Here is a 19,470-nt window from a genome sequence, read left to right on the forward strand (position 1 = left end):
CGCCCACTCAGCCGCATTTTTCTCGGGTTCGCAAAAACGCGATTGACTCAAATGCGCCGCAGGGATTAGATCGTTCCAATAAATCGCATAAGAAACCACCGGGAGGACAGATCTGGATGGCCAGCCGGGCCAAGGCAACGATACTCGACATCGCCCGTGAGGCGGGCGTGTCCAAATCGACTGTATCGCTGGTGCTGCAAGGCAGCGGGCTTATCCGGCCTGAAACCGCGCTCAAGGTGCGCAAGGCGATCGAGGATGTCGGCTATGTCTACAATCGCGGCGCCGCCAATCTGCGCAAGGCCCATTCCAACGTCATCGGCATGGTCATCAACGATCTCACCAATCCGTTTTTCGCCGAATTGGCGGTCGGCATGGAGCGCGTCTTCCAGTCGGCCGGCGTCGTGCCTTTCATCGCCAATACCGCTGAAAACCCGGTGCGCCAGGAAGAGGTTTTGAAATCGTTGATGGAGCAGGGTGTCGCCGGGCTCGTCGTGTCGCCGGCGCGCGGCACCACGCCTGGCGCGTTCCGTCGCCTTGAGACCGCAGGCGTTCCGGTCGTCTTCGTCATGCGCCGGCTTCCCGAAAGCCGCATCCCGGTGATCACGCCCGACAATCATCGCGGCGCCTATCTCGCCACCGCCCATTTGATCGGCAAGGGCCATCGCCGGGTGGCCTTCTTCGGCGGCTCATCCGACCTTGTCGTCTATCACGAGCGGCTGGGCGGCTTTCGCGAGGCCTGTGAAGTGCTCGGCATCGCGCCAGCCGACAGGCTGGTCTTCGAGGGCGAAACCAGCCGCAAGGGCGGCATTGCCTGCCTGGAAACCGCGCTTGCCATGGCCGCGCCGCCGACCGCGGCTCTTTGCTTCAACGATGCGGTCGCCTTCGGCGTCTTGCTGGCGCTGCGCAAGCGCGGCCTAGAACCAGGCGCGGACTTTGCCGTCGTCGGCTTCGACGACGTGGCCGAGGCCGAGCACTACATGCCGGCGCTCACCAGTGTCGCGGTGAACACCGCCGGACTCGGCGAGCGCGCCGCCCACGTCGTGCTGAAGATGATCCAATCGCGCACCACGCGCGCCGAGGATCATATCGGCGCCGTCAACCTCGTGGTCAGGGAAAGCTGCGGCCCCGATCGCAAGGAGCATGGCTGTGCAGGAATGGGAGACGCTGCATGACCGTCAGTTGGGGGCTGATCGGCGCCAGCACGATCGCAAGACAGTTCATGATCGGCGCCATCCGCGCGCAGCCCGACGGCGAAATCGCCGCGGTGATGAGCTCCAGCCCGGAGCGGGCTACCGCCTATGCCAGTGAAAACCGCATTCCGGCGGCGGTCTCGACGCTCGACGCCCTGCTCAAATCAGATATCGACGCCGTCTACATCTCGACCACCAACGAATTGCATCTCGAACAGGCACTCGCCGCCATCGAGGCGGGAAAGCATGTGCTTTGCGAAAAGCCGCTGGCGCTGACCAGCGCCGACGCGCGCAAGATGGTCGCGGCGGCCAGGGCCGACGGCGTCGTGCTCGGCACCAATCACCATCTGCGCAATGCGGGCTCGCACCGCGCGATGCGCGAAGCGATCGCTGCCGGCCGCATCGGCAGGCCGATCGCCGCGCGCGTCTTCCACTCCGTCTATCTGCCGGAAAACCTGCAGGGCTGGCGCATCACCAGGCCGGACGCCGGCGGCGGCGTGGTGCTCGATATCACCGTCCACGACGCCGACACGCTGCGGTTCGTGCTCGGCGACGATCCGCTCGAGATCTCGGCCTTCACGCAATCGGCCGGCATGGCCGCCGGCGGACTGGAAGACGGCGCCATGTGCCTCTGGCGCTTCAGATCGGGCGTCATTGCGCAGTCGCATGAGGGCTTCACCACCAAATTCGCCGGCACCGGCTTCGAGGTGCATGGCAGCGAAGGCTCGCTGATCGCCAAGGACGTGATGACGCAGAAGCCGATCGGCACGGTTTTGCTGCGAACGGCAAAGGGCGAGGAGGAATTGAGCTTCGACCGCGAAGACCTCTATGCCCGTTCGCTGCGCCAATTCCACGCGGCGATCCGTGGCGAGGGCCAGCCTTCCGCCACCGGCGAGGACGGCGTCTGGTCACTGACCGCAGCCGAGGCGGCATTGCAATCGGCCAGGTCCGGCAAGGCCGTTGCCATCGACCCGAAGCTCGGGAGCGAAGCGTGAGCAAGCTCGTTTCAGCGGCTGAGGCTGCCGGCCTGATCAGGGATGGCGTGGTCGTTTCCGTCTCGTCGTCGAGCGGCCTCGGCTGTCCGGACGCGGTGCTGGCCGCCATCGGCCAGCGCTTCGACGCCGAGGGCCATCCCAGGGACATCACGACGCTGCACCCGATCGCCGCCGGTGACATGTACGGCATCAAGGGCATCGATCATCTAGCCAAGCCCGGCCTGTTGAAGCGCACTTTGTGCGGTTCGTATCCCTCCGGCCCGTCATCCGCCGAACCGCCGCATATCTGGAAGATGATCGGCGACAATTCGGTCGCCGCCTACAACGTGCCGTCCGGCATCCTGTTCGACATGCATCGCGAGGCCGCCGCCAAGCGTCCCGGCGTGCTGACCAAGGTCGGGCTCGATACCTTTGCCGACCCGCGCCACCAGGGCTGCGCGATGAATGCCGCCGCCAGCGAGCCGATCGTTTCGGTGCAGCAATTCGACGGCGAGGAGTGGCTCTATTTCCGCTCGATCGTGCCCCAGGTCGCGATCATCCGCGCCACCACCGCCGACGAGCGCGGCAACCTCACCTATGAGCATGAGGGCGCCTATCTCGGCGGCCTCGAACAGGCGCTGGCCGCCCGCAACAATGGCGGCATCGTCATCGCGCAGGTCAAGCGCGTCGTCGAGACCGGTACGCTGAAGCCGCACGATGTGCGTGTGCCGGGCGTGCTGGTCGACCATATCGTGGTGGCGCCCGACCAGTTGCAGACGACGCTGACGCCTTACGATCCGGCCATCTCCGGCGAGATCTTCCGGCCACTGTCGAGCTTCCGCAACGCCGAGATGAACGTCCAGAAGGTCATTGCCCGCCGCGTCGCCATGGAGCTTGCCGACGGCATGGCGGTCAATATCGGCTTCGGCATCTCGGCCAATGTGCCGCGCATCCTGCTCGAGGAAGGCCAGCACGGCAAGGTCACCTGGGTCATCGAACAAGGCGCGGTCGGCGGCGTACCACTGCTCGACTTCAAGTTCGGCTGCTCGTCGAACGCCGACGCCTTCATGCCCTCGCCGCACCAGTTCATCTATTTCCAGGCCGGCGGCTTCGACGCCTCGCTGCTGTCCTTCCTGCAGATCGACCGCCACGGCTCGGTCAACGTGTCCAGGCTGTCGGCGCGGCCGCATGTCACCGCCGGCGCCGGCGGCTTCGTCGACATCACCGCGCGGGCGAAGAAGATCGTCTTTTCCGGTTTCTTCAATGCCGGCGCCAAGCTGTCGCTGGCCCGTGGCGGCATCCGCATCGACCAGGAGGGCAAGGTCAAGAAAGTCGTCGGCGAGGTCGAGCATATCTCCTTCTCGGGCAAGCGTGCCGTCGCCCAAGGACAGGACATCACCTACGTCACCGAGCGCTGCGTGATGAAGCTGACGCCGGCAGGGCTGATGGTGACCGAGCTGGCGCCGGGCATCGACCTCGAGCGCGATGTGCTGGCGCAGGCCGAGATCCCGCTCGCCGTAGCCAACGATCTCAGAGTGACGCCGGATGCGCTCTACCGGGACCGGCCGATCGGCCTGTCGCTCAATGGCGGCGCCTCGCTTGGAGGCGCCCATGGCTGAGCGCCTCGTCACCTTTGAAACCGACGGCGCCATCGGCACAATCACGCTGCGCCGGCCGGAGAAATTCAACGCCCTCGACATCCCGATGCTGCGAGCGTTGGAAGCGGCACTCGACGAAGCCGAGGCGGCGGACGGCATCCGCGTCGTGCTGATCTGCGGCGAAGGCAAGGGCTTTTGCGCCGGCGGCGACGTCGAGGCATGGGCAGAAATGAGCGCCGCCGATTTCCAGGTGCAATGGGTTCGCTACGGCCACCGCGTCTTTGATCGGCTGGCGCGGCTGCGGCAGCCGACGATCGCCGTGCTTGCCGGCCATGCGCTGGGCGGTGGGCTGGAATTGGCGGCTGCATGCGACCTCCGCGTCGCGGAAACGCAGGTGAAGCTGGGGTTCCCCGAAACCTCGATCGGCGTCGTTCCCGGCTGGTCCGGCACACAGCGCGCCGTGCGCCGCTTCGGTGCGCAGGCGGTGCGGCGGATGGCGCTCGGCGGCGAGGTGTTTCTGGCGGCCGAGGCTCTTGCGCTGGGGATTGTCGACCGGGTGGTCGAGACCGGTAGGGCGTTCGCCGAAGCCAAGGCCTTGGCCGGCAAGATCGCCGAGCGCGGCCCGCTCGCGACCGAAGCCGCCAAGCTGATGATTGCCATCGCCGAGGGCGAAGAGAGTGCTGCCGCGACCGAAGCGCTGGCCAGCGGCTTCATCGCGCTGACAAGCGATCTCAGGGCCGGCGTCGAGGCTTTCAAGGCCAAGCGGAAGCCGGCGTTCTCAAGATCTTAGGAACCTGAAACTCACATGAACGCGCCTCTCAACATCACCATGCCCGTCGAGGCAGCCGCTGCGCCGAAAAACTACCGGCTGCTGATCGACGGCAAGTTCGTCGACGCCCAGGACGGCCGCACGCTGGAGCGCAGCAGCCCCGGCCACGGATTCACCGTCTCGCGCTATGCACAGGCCGGCGCGGCGGACGTAGAGGCGGCAGTACAGGCCGCGCACAAGGCCTTCGAGACCGGCCCGTGGCCGCGGATGAAGGCCGCCGAGCGCGCTGCGATCCTGCTCAAGGCGGCTGACCTGATCGAGGCGCGGCTGGACGAGATTGCCCGGCTCGACGCGCTGGAATCCGGCAAGCCGATTGCCCAGGCGCGCGGCGAGATCGGCGGCGCCGTCGATATCTGGCGCTATGCCGCGGCACTTGCGCGGACGCTTCACGGCGAAAGCTACGCCAATCTCGGCGATGCCATGCTCGGCGTCGTGTTGCGCGAACCGATCGGCGTCGTCTCCATCATCACGCCGTGGAATTTCCCCTTCCTGATCGTCAGCCAGAAACTGCCCTTCGCGCTCGCCGCCGGCTGCACGGCGGTGGTCAAGCCGAGCGAGATGACCTCGGCCTCGACCTTTGTTCTCGGCGAGATCCTGATGCAGGCCGGCCTGCCGGACGGCGTCGTCAACATCCTTGCCGGGCTGGGCGCCGATGTCGGCGCACCGATGGTCAGCCATCCGCTGGTCGAGATGGTGTCGTTCACCGGCTCCACCCGCGTCGGCAAGATGACCATGGCGTCTGCCGCCAACTCGCTGAAGAAAGTCTCGATGGAGCTCGGCGGCAAGAACGGCCAGATCGTCTTTCCCGATGCCGACCTCGAGGCGGCCGCCGACGCGGCGGTATTCGGCGGCTTCTTCAATGCCGGCGAGTGCTGCAATGCCGGCAGCCGGCTGATCGTTCATGAGGCGATCGCCGACGAGTTCCTCGGCGCCGTCAAAGCACTCACCGCCAAGGTGATTGTTGGCGACCCGCTCGACGACCGCACCAAGGTCGGCGCGATGATCTCCGCCGACCATGTGACCAAGGTCACCGGCTACGTGACGGCAGCAGAAAACGACGGCAGCCGGATCTATTGCGGCGGCAAGCAGCTTGCTTCGAGCGGCGGCCAGTATCTTGATCCGACCATCGTTGGCGACGTCACCGAAGACATGGCCATTGCGCGCGAGGAAGTGTTCGGTCCGGTGCTCTCGGTGCTGACTTTTGGATCGATTGAAAGGGCGTTGCACATCGCCAACAACACGCCCTATGGTCTGTCGGCGGGCGTGTGGAGCGCCAGCATCGATACCTGCATGTCGGTGGCGCGGAATGTGCGTTCGGGAACCGTTTGGGTGAATACGTTCATGGAGGGTTATCCCGAGCTGCCTTTCGGCGGCTACAAGCAGTCCGGTCTTGGACGCGAACTCGGCAAGCGCGCCGTCGAGGATTATACAGAAGAAAAGACAATCCAGTTTCATCGCGGCCAGCGCACCGGATGGTGGGTCGGCTGAGTTGGGAAGAACCCGGTGGGCATCCGCCGGTCGTGCAAGTTCAACAAGGGAGGAAGTACATGTTGCGCAAACTGCTTATCGGGACGGCTCTCGCATCGGGCGTTGCGTTCGCGGCCCATGCCGAGGACGTCAAGGAAGTCCAGATGCTGCATTGGTGGACGTCGGGCGGCGAAGCTGCCGCGCTGAACGTGCTCAAGCAGGATCTGGCCAAGGAAGGCTTTGCCTGGAAGGACGTGCCGGTGGCCGGCGGCGGCGGCGACGCCGCCATGACCGCGCTGAAGGCGATGGTGGCAGCCGGCAACTACCCGACCGCCTCGCAAATGCTTGGCTATACCGTGCTCGACTACGCCGCGGCCGGCGTTATGGGCGACCTGACCGAGACGGCGAAGAAGGAAGGCTGGGACAAGTCCGTTCCGACGGCCTTGCAGAAATTTGCAGTCTATGACGGCAAGTGGGTCGCGGCCCCGGTCAACGTCCACTCGGTCAACTGGCTGTGGATCAACAAGGCGGTGATGGACAAGATCGGCGGCACCGAGCCCAAGACCTTCGACGACTTCATCGCGCTGCTCGACAAGGCCAAGGCGGCGGGCGTCATCCCGCTGGCGCTGGGCGGCCAGAACTGGCAGGAAGCCACCATGTTCGACTCGGTCGTGCTGTCGACCGGCGGGCCCGAGTTCTACAAGAAGGCCTTCAACGACCTCGACGAGGAGTCGCTGAAGTCCGATACGATGAAGAAGTCGTTCGACAACCTCGCCAAGCTCGTCACCTATGTCGACCCGAACTTCTCGGGCCGGGACTGGAACCTCGCCACCGCCATGGTCATCAAGGGCGATGCCCTGGTGCAGGTCATGGGCGACTGGGCCAAGGGCGAATTCAACGCCGCCAAGAAGGTCCCGGGCACCGACTTCCTGTGCTACCGCTTCCCCGGCACCGAGGGCAGTGTCGTCTACAACTCCGACATGTTCGGCATGTTCAACGTGCCGGAGGACCGCAAAGCCGCCCAGATCGCCCTGGCCACCGCCACGCTGTCGAAGAGCTTCCAGTCGGCCTTCAACGTCGTCAAGGGCTCTGTTCCGGCCCGCACCGACGTGCCGGACACCGATTTCGACGCTTGCGGCAAGAAGGGCATAGCCGACCTGAAGGCCGCCAATGAAGGCGGCACGCTGTTCGGTTCGCTGGCGCAGGGCTATGGCGCGCCTCCGGCGGTTGCGAACGCCTATAAGGATGTCGTCTCGAAGTTCGTCCACGGCCAGATCAAGACCTCGGACGAGGCCGTGACCCAACTGGTCAGCGCGATCGAAGACGCCAAGTAAGGCACCCGCCCATGTGAATGATCTCCCCGGCGCAAGCCGGGGAGATCCCCTGCGGCGAGGTTTTGCGGTTGCGCCGACCGGCACGCTTCGTGCCGCAGAGGCCGCGACGACAGAATTCCGGACCCGCGATACGGAATGGACAGATGAGCATAGTTGCTGAAACCAGTATCACGCTGACGCCGGAGCACGATGCCCGTCCGGGCGCCACGGTGCGCTCGCGCCTTCAGGACGCGCTGCCGAAGCTCGTGCTGGCGCCGAGCTTCGCCGCCACTATCGTCTTCGTCTACGGCTTCATCCTGTGGACGATCTATCTGTCCTTCACCAACTCCAAGACCTTTCCTTCCTACGCCATCACCGGGCCACGCGCCTATCAGCGGCTGTGGCGCTGGACTTTCGAAAGCGATCCGCCGTCCTCCTGGTACACATCGATCACCAATATGGGGATTTTCGGCTTCCTCTATATTTCCATCTGCCTGGCGCTCGGCCTGTTCCTGGCGATCCTGCTCGACCAGAAGATCCGCGGCGAAGGTGTGCTGCGGCCGATCTATCTCTACCCGATGGCACTGTCCTTCATCGTCACCGGCGTTGCCTGGAAATGGTTCCTCGACCCCGGCCTCGGCCTCGAGCAGACATTGCACCAATGGGGCTGGACGAGCTTCCATTTCGACTGGATCAAGAACAAGGATTTTGTCATCTACACGGTGGTCATCGCCGGCGTCTGGCAGGCGTCGGGCTTCATCATGGCGATGTTCCTGGCCGGCCTGCGCGGCATTGACGGCGAGATCCTTAAGGCGGCGCAGATCGACGGCGCCACCACGTTCCAGCTCTACCGTCGCATCGTCATCCCCATGCTGCGGCCGATCTTCCTTTCGGCTTTGATCGTGCTCGCGCACCTCGCCATCAAATCCTACGATCTGGTCGTCGCGCTGACCAGCGGCGGGCCGGGCGGCTCGGCCTGGCTGCCGTCCAATTTCATGTATGAGTACACCTTCAAGCGCAACGAGATGGCCGTCGGCTCGGCCAGCGCCGTGATCATGCTGATGACCATCACCGCCATCATCGTTCCCTATCTCTATTCCGAGCTTCGGGAGAAGCCGCGATGAGCGCCATAGCCACTCCTGCCCGCCAGAGCACTGGCGGTATCAGCGCCAGGACGGTCAACCGTATCGTCATTTACGGGCTGCTGGCGCTGTTCGCGCTGTTCTACCTGATGCCGCTGTTCGTCATGCTGGTGACCTCGTTCAAGACCATGGACGAGATACAGAACGGCAACATGCTGGCGCTGCCGCAGGAGCCGACCTTCGCGCCCTGGATAAGGGCGTGGAGCGAAGTCTGCTCGGGTCTCACCTGCGTCGGCATGAAGGGCTATTTCTGGAACTCGATCAAAATGGTGGTTCCGGCCGTCGTCATCTCGACCCTGCTCGGCGCACTAAACGGCTATGTGCTGACGAAGTGGCGCTTCCGCGGGGCGACGCTGGTGTTCGGGCTGATGCTGTTTGCCTGCTTCATCCCGTTCCAGTCGGTCCTCTTGCCGATGGCAACGATCCTCGGCAGCCTGGGCCGGTTCGGCGTCAAGCTGCAGAACGCGACCGGCCTCACCTTCGGCTTCGGCAATCCGACGGTGAACCTGGTGTTCGTTCACGTCGTCTACGGCATCGGCTTCACCACCCTGTTCTTCCGCAATTATTACGAGGCGTTTCCGAACGAGCTGGTGAAGGCGGCGCAGATCGACGGCGCCAGCTTCTTCCAGATCTTCCGGCGCATCATGCTGCCCAATTCGCTGCCGATCATCGTGGTGACGGTGATCTACCAGTTCACCAACATCTGGAACGACTTCCTGTTTGCCTCCGCCTATGCCGGCTCCGGCGACGTGATGCCGATGACGGTGGCGCTGAACAACGTCGTCAACACCTCGACCGGCGTCGTCGAATACAACGTCAACATGGCGGCGGCGATGATCGCCGCGCTGCCGACGCTCCTCGTCTATGTGCTCGCCGGTCGCTATTTCGTGCGCGGCCTGATGGCCGGCGCCGTCAAAGGATAATCGCATGGCTTTTCTGGAAATTGACGGGTTGAAGAAGCGTTTCGGAGCGGTCGAGATCCTGAAAGGCATCGACCTCGACCTCGAAAAGGGCGGCTTCCTCGTGCTGGTCGGGCCTTCCGGTTGCGGCAAGTCCACGCTGCTCAACACCATTGCCGGCCTGGAAACCATCACCGAAGGCGAAATCCGCGTCGACGGACGCACGATCAACGATCTCCACCCCTCCAAGCGCGACATCGCCATGGTCTTCCAGAGCTACGCGCTCTATCCGAATATGACGGTGGCCGGCAATATCGCCTTCGGCATGGAGATGCGCGGCGTGCCGGCCGGCGAGCGCCAGAAGGCCATCGACAAGGTGGCGAAAGTCCTGCAGATCGGCCATTTGCTGAAGCGCAAGCCAAGCCAGCTTTCCGGCGGCCAGCGCCAGCGCGTCGCCATGGGCCGGGCGCTAGTGCGCGATCCGAAGCTGTTCCTGTTCGACGAGCCTTTGTCCAATCTCGACGCCAAGCTGCGCGTCGACATGCGCATCGAGATCAAGCGCCTGCACGCCACCACCGGCACCACGATCGTCTACGTCACCCACGACCAGATCGAGGCGATGACGCTGGCCACCAAGATCGCGGTGATGCGCGACGGCGAGGTGCAGCAGTTCGGCACGCCGGCCGAAATCTATAACAATCCGGTCAACCTGTTTGTTGCCGACTTCATGGGCTCGCCGGCGATGAACCTGATCCCGGCGACGATCGGCAGCAACGGCAGCGGCTTCTCCGTCGTCATGGAGCGCGAGGCGCGCCAGCCGATCTCGCTGCCGCTGGGCAATGCGCCGGCCGGCCTGTCGGCATTCCAGGGCAAACCGATCATCTTCGGCGTTCGCCCGGAAGCACTGACCGATCCCGAGGGCGCCGAACGCAACGCCTCGAACATCGCCCGCGCCGACTGTCACATCGAGGTCATCGAGCCGGCCGGCTCGGATACGTTCGCGGTCACCAATCTCGGCGGCAAGGCGGTGGTGGCGCGGCTGCGCGCCGATGCCAACATCCAGCCCGGCACGGTCACGCCGCTCGCCTTCAACCTGACCAAGGCGGTGTTCTTCGATCCGGCGACCGAGAAACGCATCGTCTGACGGCCATGACAAATCCCGACATCGTCATCATCGGCTCCGGCATAGGCGGCGCCACGATCGCCTCCGGCCTTGCCGGCAGTGGCGCCTCGATCCTGATGCTGGAGCGCGGCGAACCACTGCCGGCAACCCCGCACGCACGCGACACCCGCGCCATCTTCGTCGACGGCCATTATCGGCCGAAGGAGATGTGGCTCGAGGCCGGAGGTGCTGCGTTCAATCCCGGCAATTACTACTATGTCGGCGGCAATTCGAAATTCTACGGCGCCGTGCTGATCCGCTACCGCAGGCAAGACTTTTCGGAGATGGAGCACTATGGCGGCATCTCGCCGGCTTGGCCGTTTTCCTATGAGGAATTCGAGCCCTGGTATTCCACGGCCGAGCAGCTTTTCCGCGTGCGCGGTGCGCTCGGCGAAGACCCGACCGAGCCGTTCCACTCGATGCCCTACCCTTTCGGGCCGGTACCCGACGAGCCGCCGATCGCGCGCGCCCGCGCCGAGCTCAGGAGCCTGGGTCTGCACCCGGCATCGCTGCCGCTCGGCGTCGACATCGAAGCCTGGCTGAAAGACGGCAGCACGCCGTGGGACGCGTTTCCCAACACCGGTGCCGGCAAGGTCGACGCCCAAACGGGGCCGCTGGCGTCGGCCCTTGCCGACCAGAACATCAAGCTCGAGACCGGCGCCCACGTCGAACATCTCGAGGCATCGCCGGATGCGAGGACAATCGCCGCCGTCCATTATCGACAGAACGGTACGCTGAAGAAAGTCGCGCCGAAGCTGGTCATCCTATCGGCCGGCGCGGTCAATTCCGCCGCCATCCTGCTGCGCTCGCCCACCCCTGAGGGCAAAGGCGGTGGCAAAGGCCTGGCCAACCGCTCCGACCAGGTCGGCCGCAACTTCATGAACCACAATTCGAGCGCCATGCTGGCGATCGATCCACGCCGCCGGAACAAATCCGTCTACCAGAAGACGCTGATGCTGAACGATTATTATCTATCCGACGGCAAGGGCGGCAAGCCGCTCGGCAATGTCCAGCTCCTCGGCAAGATCGACGGCAACATCCTCAAGGCCAATGTCAGGCGCGCGCCCAAATTCGCGCTCGATTTCATGGCCGGCCACGCCGTCGACTGGTATCTGATGTGCGAGGACCTGCCCGATCCCGAGAGCCGCATCATGGTCGACGGCAAGGACATCGTCATGCAGTGGCGGCGCTCCAACATGCAGTCGCTCGACGGGCTGACCAAGGTGATGCGCGAGAATTTCCGCGCCTGCGGCTATCCGATCGTGCTGTCGCGACCGTTCGACAAGCGCACGCCCTCGCATCAGTGCGGCACGGTGAAGATGGGCAACGATCCAGCGACCTCGCCGCTGGATCCGTTCTGCCGCTCCTTCGACCACAGCAATTTGTTCGTCGTCGACGCCGGCTTCCTGCCGAATTCGGCCGCCGTCAATCCGGCGCTATCGATCGCGGCACAGGCGCTGCGCGTCGCCGATCATATCCGCAAGACGGAGCTTGCAACATGAGCCGCCCGGCAGCGATCGTCACCGGCGGCACGCGCGGCATCGGCCTTGCCTGCGCCAAAGCGCTCGCAGATTCCGGCTTCGACATCCTCGTCGCCGACCTTGCCGACGAAGCCGCCGACGGGCTCGCCGCTGACATTACAGCGCGCGGCGCGGCATTCGCATACCATCGCTGCGACATCGCCGATCTCGGTGGCCATGCGGCACTTATCGATGCTGCATTGAATGCCTTCGGCCGCATCGACTGCCTGGTCAACAATGCCGGCATCGGCGCCGTCCTGCGCGGCGACCTGCTCGAGCTCAAGCCGGAAAATTTCGACCGGGTGCTCGGCATCAATCTGCGCGGCACCGTATTCCTCGGCCAGGCCGTTGCCAAAGCGATGCTCGGCCTGCCGAGCGATGGTGCGAGATCGATCATCACCATCACCTCGGTCAGCGCCGCCATGGCCTCGCCGGAACGTGCCGATTACTGCATCTCCAAGGCCGGGCTTTCGATGTGGGTGAAGAACCTGGCGCTGCGGCTTGCCAGCGAAAACATAGCCGTGTTCGAGGTGCGCCCGGGCATCATCCGCACCGACATGACCGCCGGTGTCACCGCCAAATATGACGGGCTGATCGACGGCGGGCTGGTGCCGGCAATGCGCTGGGGCGAGAGCGAAGATATCGGTGCCGCCGTGGCGGCGCTCGCCGGTGGCAAGCTCGGCTTTTCGACCGGCTCAGTCATCAATGTCGACGGCGCGCTGTCGGTGCCGAGGTTATGAACAGGTGACGCCATGATCGACTACATCCCATGACCGACTACATAATCGTCGGCGCCGGCCCGGCCGGCTGCGTACTCGCCAACCGGCTGAGCGAAGATCCGTCGCATCAGGTGCTGCTGCTCGAAGCCGGCGGCAAGGACTGGCATCCGCTGATCCACATGCCGGCCGGTTTTGCCAAGATGACCAAGGGCATCGCCGCCTGGGGCTGGTCGACAGTGCCGCAAAAGCACATGCAGGACCGCGTCTTCCGGTACACGCAGGCCAAGGTGATCGGCGGCGGCTCCTCGATCAACGCCCAGATCTACACGCGCGGCAACGCCCGCGACTACGATGCCTGGGAGAAGGAAGAAGGCCTTGCCGGCTGGGGCTATCTCGACGTGCTGCCCTATTTCAAACGCGCCGAGAACAACCAGCGCTACGCCAACGATTTTCACGGCGACCAGGGCCCGCTCGGCGTGTCGAACCCGATCGCGCCGCTGCCGATCTGCGAGGCCTATTTCCGTGCCGGACAAGAGATGGGCATTCCCTTCAATCCCGACTTCAACGGCACCAGCCAGGAGGGCGTCGGCTATTACCAATTGACGCAGAAGGACGCCAAGCGCTCCTCCGCCTCGGTCGCCTATCTCCGGCCGATCCGCGAGCGTAAGAATCTCACCGTCAGGACCGGCGTTCTGGTGACACGCATCGTCGTCGACAAGGGCCGCGCCGCAGGCGTCGAGATCGTCGACAGGCCGGGCGGCCAGCCAACGATCCTGCGCGCCGAACGCGAGGTGATCGTCTCGTCCGGCGCCATCGGCTCGCCGAAGCTTTTGATGCAGTCGGGCATCGGCCCGGCCGACCATCTGAAGGCGGTCGGCGTGACACCGGTGCATGATTTGCCAGGCGTCGGCTCCAACCTGCAGGATCATCTCGATCTGTTCGTCATCGCCGAATGCACCGGCGACCACACCTACGACAACTATGCCAAGCTGCATTGGACGGCGTGGGCCGGCCTGCAATATCTGCTCCTGAAGAAAGGCCCGGTTGCCTCCAGCCTGTTCGAGACCGGCGGCTTCTGGTACGCCGATCCGACCGCCGCCTCTCCCGATATCCAGCTGCATCTCGGCCTCGGCTCCGGCATCGAGGCCGGCGTCGAGAAGCTGAACAATCCGGGCGTGACATTGAACTCGGCCTTCCTGCGCCCGCGCTCTCGCGGCACGGTGCGGCTGAACAGTGCCGACCCGGCCGACCGCCCGCTGATCGATCCGAACTATTGGGCCGATCCCTATGACCGCGACATGTCGATCAAGGGGCTGAGGCTGGCGCGCGAAATCATGCGGCAGAGGGCGCTGCAGCCCTATGTGCTGCGCGAGGTACTGCCGGGACCCGACCTGCAGAGCGGCGACGAGTTGTTCGACTACGCCTGCCGCAGTTCCAAGACCGACCACCACCCGGTCGGCACCTGCCGCATGGGCCACGATGCGATGAGCGTGGTGACGCCCGATCTCAGGCTGCGCGGTATCGAGGGCCTGCGCGTCTGCGACGCCTCCGTGATGCCGCGCATCCCCTCCTCCAACACCAATGCGCCGACGATCATGGTCGGCGAAAAAGGCGCCGATCTGATCCTTGGCCGCGAGCCGCTGCCGCCGGCGGTGTTTTCCACCAACCGAGCGGCATGAGGGATAAAGAATGATCAGGCACTGTGTCTTCGTCAGATTCCGCAACGATGTCGCCGACGCCGAGCGGACGGCAATCCATGCTGATCTCGAAGCGTTGCGGCCGGTGATCGACGGCATGGGCAAGGTCGAATTCAGCGCCAATACCAGCCCGGAACCCTTCGCCCGCGGCTTCACGCACGGCTTCACCATCGACTTCCGCAACGCAGCGGCACGCGATGCCTATCTCGAGCATGAAGCGCATCAGCGAGCCGGCGCAAGACTGGTCGCGGCGCTCGAAGGCGGCACCGACGGGCTGATGGTCTTTGACCTGGAGATCGCCTGACTATCCCATCCTCAGTGCAACGACGCCGGCGACGATGCTAAGCACCGCGGCACCTCGCCATGCCGTCATCTTCTCGCCGAGCGCGAACACCGAGATCATCATGGCGAACAGGATCGATGTTTCGCGCAGCGACGCCACCGAGGCGATCGGCGCCTTGGTCATCGCCCACATCACGATCCAGTAGGCGCCGCCGCTGAGCACGCCGGTATAGATTCCTGCCTTCCAGTCGCGCGCCAGCACCGGCAGCGCCTGTGGGCCGCGAAAGACGACGCACAGCACCAGCGCCCACAGCGCATCGCAGACGAACAGCCAGGCCGCATAACTCGACGCGGTGGCGGCCAGCCTCGCGCCGCTGCCGTCCGACAGCGTATAGCTGGCGATGAAGATCGATGTGCCCAGCGCGAAGCCGACGGCGCGCAGGTTCAATTTCTCCAGATGCGCGCCGCCGCGAAACGACAGCACCAGCGTGCCCGCCGACAACAAGAGGATGCCGACGATGGCGAGCGGCGCCGGCATCTCGGCAACGACGACAATGCCCCCCAAAGCGGCCAGCAACGGCGCGGTGCCGCGCGCCAGAGGATAGGTCTGGGCGAAATCGCCGGCCTTGTAGGCGCCGATCAAGAACGTCCTGTAGCCCATGTGGAAAACAACCGAGGCGAGGATGTACGGCCACACTTCCGGCTTCGGCACCTCGACAAAGGGCAACGTCACCAGCGCCGCGGCACCCATGCCGAGCGTCATCAGCGTGATCGACAGGAAACGGTCGAGATGGACCTTGACCAGCGCGTTCCAGATCGCATGCATGGAAGCGGCGGCGAGCACCGCGAAAAAGACAAACAGGCTCATCGGCGGTTCATCCGCCGCCCGTTCCGATGGCGATCGGCGTCTCCAGGTCGATATCCACCCAGAGCGGAAAATGGTCGGAGGCGATTTGGCCGATTTCGGCACTGACCGAGCGCACGCGCCCCGCAAACATGCCGCCGACGAAGCAATGGTCGAGCCGGCGCTTTGCCACTTTGCCGTCGATGGTCTTCACATGGGTCTGGAAATCCGTTGTCGTTTCTATGGCGACGGCGGCGGCATCGACAAGACCGTCGAGATAGGCGGCACCGCGATGATAGGGCGTGCTGCCGACGATGCGCCGGTACTCGGCGCTGCCTGGCTCCATGTTGAAGTCGCCCATCCAGATCGCCGCCAAGGGGTTTTCGGGCTCCTGTTCGCCATTGCTCCAGTTGCGCGCCGGCTCATCGTCGGCGCCGCTCCACGGGCCGCCTTCGGACGGGGCGCGGCGATGCTCGGCGAGCAAATAGTCGATCTGCTCCAGCCGCTCCTCGGCCGCGATATGCGCCAGATGCAACGACAGCACCCGCACCGGACCGGCGGGGGTGCGGACCATGCATTCGAGTGCCGCGTTGCGGGTGTTGAGCGGCCGCAGCGTGCGCCTGAGCGGCAGCGTATGCAGCCGCGACCAGACGATCGGCAGCTTCGACAGAACCATGGTGCCGAATTGCCGCCGCCGGTTGGCGACGCGGCCGTCACGCCGCTCGCTGGCATCCATGTCGAAGGCCGGGCCATAGGCCCAATAATAGTCGGGCAGCAATTGCGAAAGAAGTTCCGGCTGGTCGTCCTCATTGCTGCGCCGCCAGTGCCGTTCCACCTCCTGCAAGGCGATAATGTCGGCACCGGCCACGACATTGGCACAGCGCGCCAGGTCGTAGCGGCCATCGCTGCCGAAGCCGTACTGGATGTTGTAGCTGACCAGCTTCATTGCTTATCCGGCTCAATTTCCTAGTGGCAGTAGCCGTTCGCCGACAGCCTTGCAATGTGCAGCGAGACGCAGCGGGTTTGGGCCAGCGGCTTAGGGCGTCCTAAGTCGTCAATGGCTGGAACCGACCGGGCGGGGATGCTGCCAGTTCCGACCAGTCGATCTCTTCCTCGAGGCGGTGGTAGGCCTCGTCGCCGATCGTTCCGTCGATGCGCAAGCGCTCCAGCGCATCGCGCTGGCTCTTGATGGCATAAAGACGTAATCTGTCATACTCGGTCGCCGCCTGGGCATCCTCCGGGTTTTCGGCGATGGCGCGCTGGGCGGCATATTGCTCTCGCACCGCGCCTGCCGCGCTCGATGTCTTACCGCTGAGCACGTCCAGCGCCGCCTGCATGATGGCGACGCGCGCCTGCGCCACCTCCCGGTCGACCGTCCGGTCGAGGTCGAGATTGAGCAGAAGCAGCAACGGTTTCAGGCTGACGCCTTGCAGCACCAATGTGCCGAGCACGACCGTGAAAGCGGCGAGCACGATCGGATCACGGCCCGGAAAGTCGGCCGGCAGGGCGAAGGCTGCCGCAAGCGTCACCAGGCCGCGCATGCCGCACCAGCCGATGAGCACGCCGCCGCGGAATGTCGGTGCGTCCTTCCGCCTGTCCTCGTCGCCCAGACGTGCCAGCGCTCTGAGGATCGCGCCGCAGCCCAGCACCCAGACGAGCCGCGATACGATGACGACGGCCAGCACGGCCAGGGCAAAGACGAACGCCTCGCTTTGCCCTTGCTCCGCAAGCCGGCCGACGATCGATCGCGCTTGCAGGCCCATCAGGACGAAGGCCAGGACATTGAGCACGAACACTGCCGTCTCCCAGACCGAGTAGGAGCTGACACGATTCCTTGCCGGCATGCGGCGCGGCGATGTACGTGCGATCGTCATGGCATAGACGACGATCGTGATGATGGCGGAAAGCCCTATTCTGTCGGCCAGGATCCAGACGCCGAAGGTTGAGGCGAATTGCACCACGGTGCCGCTCGCCGGGTCGTCGATGCGGCCGAGTATGGCGAGAGACAACCGGCCGAGCACATAGCCTGCGGCAAGGCTGCCGACCGTCGACAGCAGGATCATCGGTACGGCGCTGCTCAACAGGATGGAGCCCGCGGCTGCGGAAACCGACATCCTGTAGATCAGCAGCGCCGTGGCGTCGTTGAGCAGGCTCTCGCCTTCCAGGATGGCGGTGATGCGGTGCGGCACCTTGAACTGTCCGAGCACGGCCGCGGCTGCCACGGCATCGGGCGGCGCCACGATCGCGCCAAGCGCTATGGCGGCGGCGATGGGCAGGCCTGCCATCGTCCAGCCGACCAGCGCGACCGTCACCGTGGTGAAGATGACGGCGCCCAGCGCCAGCAGGATGAGCGAAACCTTGTAGCGGTTGAGATCGCGCAGCGACGTGTCATAGGCCGCGTCGAGCAGAACCGGCGCGATGAACAGAGCGAGCGCCAGCTCCGGGTCAATCTCGATGGTCGGTGCAAATGGCAGGAAGGCGATGCCGGCGCCGGCCAGCGCCAGCAATGAAGGATAGGGAATCTGCAGACGCCGCGACAGCGCGGTCAGGGCGACCGCGATAAGAAGCAGGACAAGGGTGAGTTCAAAGAGCGCCATGCGTTATGGTAGCGGTGAAGCCGGGCGATTGGCACTGCAAAAAACGGCCACGGTGCTGGTGAATGGTGAATGGTGAATGGTTGCGCAACAGAGAAATTTCGGCCGTAAGGCGCATTCTTACTATTCACCATTCACTATTCACTATTCACCATTCACTCTTCCCCTAATGCAGCACCAGCATGTCGCCCGACGAGAACGAAATCTCGGCCTTTTCGCCGACGGCCGGCGGCGGCGTGGCCGGGCTGTTGAACGTGTCGAGCGAGACCGTGCTGCCGCCGATGCCGACGCGCACCCGGATGACCGAGCCAAGGAAATGCACCTCCGCGATTTCGCCCGAAAGGCTGGAATCGTGGCCGGGGTGTCGGCCGAGCGAGATTGCTTCCGGACGCAGCGCCAGCGACAGCGTGTCGCCGGACTTCGAGCCGTTGAGCTTGCCCTTGAGCGAGACCTCTTGCGAGTTGACGCGCACCTTGCCCGATGCCGCGTCGGTGACTGTGCCTTCGAGCACGTTCAGCGTGCCGACGAAATTGGCGACGAATTTGGATGCCGGCCGGTTGTAGATCTCGAACGGCGTGCCGACTTGCTCGGCCTTGCCGCCATGCATGACAGCAATGCGGTCGGAGATCGACAGCGCCTCTTCCTGGTCATGGGTGACGAAGATGGTGGTAATGCCGAGCTTCTTCTGGATCGAGCGGATTTCCTCGCGCAGTGATACGCGCACCTTGGCGTCGAGCGCCGACAGCGGCTCATCGAGCAGCAACAGCTTCGGCTTCGGCGCAATCGCCCGCGCCAGCGCGATGCGCTGCTGCTGGCCGCCAGAGAGCTGGTAGGGATAGCGGTCGCCCATCTGCGGCAGCTTGATGATGTCGAGCATTTCGGCGACGCGCTTGTCGGCATCGGCCTTCGGCATGCCGGCGACCTTCAGCCCGAAGCCGATGTTCTGCGCCACTGTCAGGTTCGGGAACAGCGCATAGGCCTGGAACACCATGCCGACATTGCGCTGGTTGGGCTTCAGCCTTGTAATGTCCTTGCCGGCCACGACGATCTTGCCGGCCGATGGTTCCTCGAAGCCGGCGACCATGCGCAGCACCGTCGTCTTGCCGCAGCCCGACGGGCCGAGGAAGGAGACGAATTCGCCCGGCTCGACGTCGAGGTTGAAATCCTGCACCACGGTGATGGGGCCGAAGGATTTTCGCACATGCTGGATTGAGAGGAATGGCTCGGTCATGGCTTTTTC

At 64.6% G+C, this 19,470-nt stretch carries 17 protein-coding genes; 13 read left to right on the forward strand and 4 right to left on the reverse strand.

What is annotated here, in order from left to right; genetic code table 11:
* The first annotated feature begins 116 nt into the window (after window positions 1-116).
* From AC0L2X_RS07400 to AC0L2X_RS07460, 13 genes are all read left to right on the forward strand, one after another.
* The gene (locus AC0L2X_RS07400) at window positions 117-1,172 is read left to right on the forward strand and encodes a LacI family DNA-binding transcriptional regulator (RefSeq protein ID WP_473599521.1); all 1,056 of its coding nucleotides are present in this window, start codon (window positions 117-119) and stop codon (window positions 1,170-1,172) included.
* Window positions 1,169-2,185 carry a Gfo/Idh/MocA family protein gene (locus tag AC0L2X_RS07405; RefSeq protein WP_473599522.1) on the forward strand — a complete coding sequence of 339 codons (1,017 nt, stop codon included), beginning with the start codon at window positions 1,169-1,171 and terminating at the stop codon, window positions 2,183-2,185. Before AC0L2X_RS07400 ends, AC0L2X_RS07405 begins: the two co-directional genes overlap by 4 nt.
* Entirely contained in the window at window positions 2,182-3,783 is a 1,602-nt protein-coding gene (locus AC0L2X_RS07410; RefSeq protein WP_473599523.1) for an acyl CoA:acetate/3-ketoacid CoA transferase, read from the forward strand. The genes AC0L2X_RS07405 and AC0L2X_RS07410 overlap by 4 nt, the downstream gene beginning before the upstream one ends.
* The gene (locus AC0L2X_RS07415; RefSeq protein ID WP_473599524.1) at window positions 3,776-4,552 is read left to right on the forward strand and encodes an enoyl-CoA hydratase/isomerase family protein; all 777 of its coding nucleotides are present in this window, start codon (window positions 3,776-3,778) and stop codon (window positions 4,550-4,552) included. The genes AC0L2X_RS07410 and AC0L2X_RS07415 overlap by 8 nt, the downstream gene beginning before the upstream one ends.
* 39 nt (window positions 4,553-4,591) lie before the next feature.
* Window positions 4,592-6,079 carry an aldehyde dehydrogenase family protein gene (locus AC0L2X_RS07420; RefSeq protein ID WP_473599557.1) on the forward strand — a complete coding sequence of 496 codons (1,488 nt, stop codon included), beginning with the start codon at window positions 4,592-4,594 and terminating at the stop codon, window positions 6,077-6,079.
* A gap of 59 nt (window positions 6,080-6,138) precedes the next feature.
* Complete coding sequence (locus AC0L2X_RS07425; protein WP_352488720.1) at window positions 6,139-7,392, forward strand: ABC transporter substrate-binding protein; 1,254 nt, start codon at window positions 6,139-6,141, stop codon at window positions 7,390-7,392.
* Window positions 7,393-7,535: 143 nt separating this feature from the next.
* Window positions 7,536-8,495: a carbohydrate ABC transporter permease gene (locus AC0L2X_RS07430; RefSeq protein WP_473599525.1), complete on the forward strand. Its 960-nt coding sequence runs from the start codon at window positions 7,536-7,538 to the stop codon at window positions 8,493-8,495.
* Window positions 8,492-9,436, forward strand: a complete 945-nt coding sequence (locus AC0L2X_RS07435) for a carbohydrate ABC transporter permease (RefSeq protein ID WP_473558579.1) — start codon at window positions 8,492-8,494, stop codon at window positions 9,434-9,436. Before AC0L2X_RS07430 ends, AC0L2X_RS07435 begins: the two co-directional genes overlap by 4 nt.
* Before the next feature lie 4 nt (window positions 9,437-9,440).
* Entirely contained in the window at window positions 9,441-10,556 is a 1,116-nt protein-coding gene (locus AC0L2X_RS07440; RefSeq protein WP_473558581.1) for an ABC transporter ATP-binding protein, read from the forward strand.
* Window positions 10,557-10,561: 5 nt separating this feature from the next.
* Entirely contained in the window at window positions 10,562-12,076 is a 1,515-nt protein-coding gene (locus AC0L2X_RS07445; RefSeq protein WP_473599526.1) for a GMC oxidoreductase, read from the forward strand.
* Window positions 12,073-12,834: a 3-ketoacyl-ACP reductase gene (locus AC0L2X_RS07450; protein WP_473599527.1), complete on the forward strand. Its 762-nt coding sequence runs from the start codon at window positions 12,073-12,075 to the stop codon at window positions 12,832-12,834. Before AC0L2X_RS07445 ends, AC0L2X_RS07450 begins: the two co-directional genes overlap by 4 nt.
* Before the next feature lie 29 nt (window positions 12,835-12,863).
* Complete coding sequence (locus AC0L2X_RS07455; protein ID WP_473599528.1) at window positions 12,864-14,492, forward strand: GMC family oxidoreductase; 1,629 nt, start codon at window positions 12,864-12,866, stop codon at window positions 14,490-14,492.
* Between the two features lie 10 nt (window positions 14,493-14,502).
* A complete protein-coding gene (locus AC0L2X_RS07460; RefSeq protein WP_473599529.1) occupies window positions 14,503-14,814 on the forward strand; it encodes a Dabb family protein in 312 nt (103 codons plus the stop codon).
* Here AC0L2X_RS07460 and AC0L2X_RS07465 read toward each other — a convergent pair whose 3' ends face one another.
* From AC0L2X_RS07465 to AC0L2X_RS07480, 4 genes are all read right to left on the reverse strand, one after another.
* Window positions 14,815-15,660 (reverse strand): EamA family transporter, encoded by an 846-nt coding sequence (locus AC0L2X_RS07465; protein WP_352465875.1) that lies wholly within the window; start codon window positions 15,658-15,660, stop codon window positions 14,815-14,817.
* 7 nt (window positions 15,661-15,667) lie between these two features.
* Window positions 15,668-16,582 (reverse strand): endonuclease/exonuclease/phosphatase family protein, encoded by a 915-nt coding sequence (locus AC0L2X_RS07470; protein WP_473599530.1) that lies wholly within the window; start codon window positions 16,580-16,582, stop codon window positions 15,668-15,670.
* Between the two features lie 100 nt (window positions 16,583-16,682).
* Window positions 16,683-18,233, reverse strand: a complete 1,551-nt coding sequence (locus AC0L2X_RS07475; RefSeq protein ID WP_352620344.1) for a cation:proton antiporter — start codon at window positions 18,231-18,233, stop codon at window positions 16,683-16,685.
* Between the two features lie 163 nt (window positions 18,234-18,396).
* Complete coding sequence (locus tag AC0L2X_RS07480; RefSeq protein ID WP_473599531.1) at window positions 18,397-19,461, reverse strand: ABC transporter ATP-binding protein; 1,065 nt, start codon at window positions 19,459-19,461, stop codon at window positions 18,397-18,399.
* Window positions 19,462-19,470 lie beyond the last annotated feature (9 nt).

This window comes from Mesorhizobium sp. WSM4828, from assembly GCF_055811175.1.

Coding starts and splice junctions, on each gene's coding strand:
- AC0L2X_RS07400 (WP_473599521.1), top strand. CDS start 117: ATGGCCAGCCGGGCCAAGGCAACGATACTCGACATCGCCCGTGAGGCG.
- AC0L2X_RS07405 (WP_473599522.1), top strand. CDS start 1,169: ATGACCGTCAGTTGGGGGCTGATCGGCGCCAGCACGATCGCAAGACAG.
- AC0L2X_RS07415 (WP_473599524.1), top strand. CDS start 3,776: ATGGCTGAGCGCCTCGTCACCTTTGAAACCGACGGCGCCATCGGCACA.
- AC0L2X_RS07420 (WP_473599557.1), top strand. CDS start 4,592: ATGCCCGTCGAGGCAGCCGCTGCGCCGAAAAACTACCGGCTGCTGATC.
- AC0L2X_RS07425 (WP_352488720.1), top strand. CDS start 6,139: ATGTTGCGCAAACTGCTTATCGGGACGGCTCTCGCATCGGGCGTTGCG.
- AC0L2X_RS07430 (WP_473599525.1), top strand. CDS start 7,536: ATGAGCATAGTTGCTGAAACCAGTATCACGCTGACGCCGGAGCACGAT.
- AC0L2X_RS07435 (WP_473558579.1), top strand. CDS start 8,492: ATGAGCGCCATAGCCACTCCTGCCCGCCAGAGCACTGGCGGTATCAGC.
- AC0L2X_RS07440 (WP_473558581.1), top strand. CDS start 9,441: ATGGCTTTTCTGGAAATTGACGGGTTGAAGAAGCGTTTCGGAGCGGTC.
- AC0L2X_RS07445 (WP_473599526.1), top strand. CDS start 10,562: ATGACAAATCCCGACATCGTCATCATCGGCTCCGGCATAGGCGGCGCC.
- AC0L2X_RS07450 (WP_473599527.1), top strand. CDS start 12,073: ATGAGCCGCCCGGCAGCGATCGTCACCGGCGGCACGCGCGGCATCGGC.
- AC0L2X_RS07455 (WP_473599528.1), top strand. CDS start 12,864: ATGACCGACTACATAATCGTCGGCGCCGGCCCGGCCGGCTGCGTACTC.
- AC0L2X_RS07460 (WP_473599529.1), top strand. CDS start 14,503: ATGATCAGGCACTGTGTCTTCGTCAGATTCCGCAACGATGTCGCCGAC.
- AC0L2X_RS07465 (WP_352465875.1), bottom strand. CDS start 15,660: ATGAGCCTGTTTGTCTTTTTCGCGGTGCTCGCCGCCGCTTCCATGCAT.
- AC0L2X_RS07470 (WP_473599530.1), bottom strand. CDS start 16,582: ATGAAGCTGGTCAGCTACAACATCCAGTACGGCTTCGGCAGCGATGGC.
- AC0L2X_RS07475 (WP_352620344.1), bottom strand. CDS start 18,233: ATGGCGCTCTTTGAACTCACCCTTGTCCTGCTTCTTATCGCGGTCGCC.
- AC0L2X_RS07480 (WP_473599531.1), bottom strand. CDS start 19,461: ATGACCGAGCCATTCCTCTCAATCCAGCATGTGCGAAAATCCTTCGGC.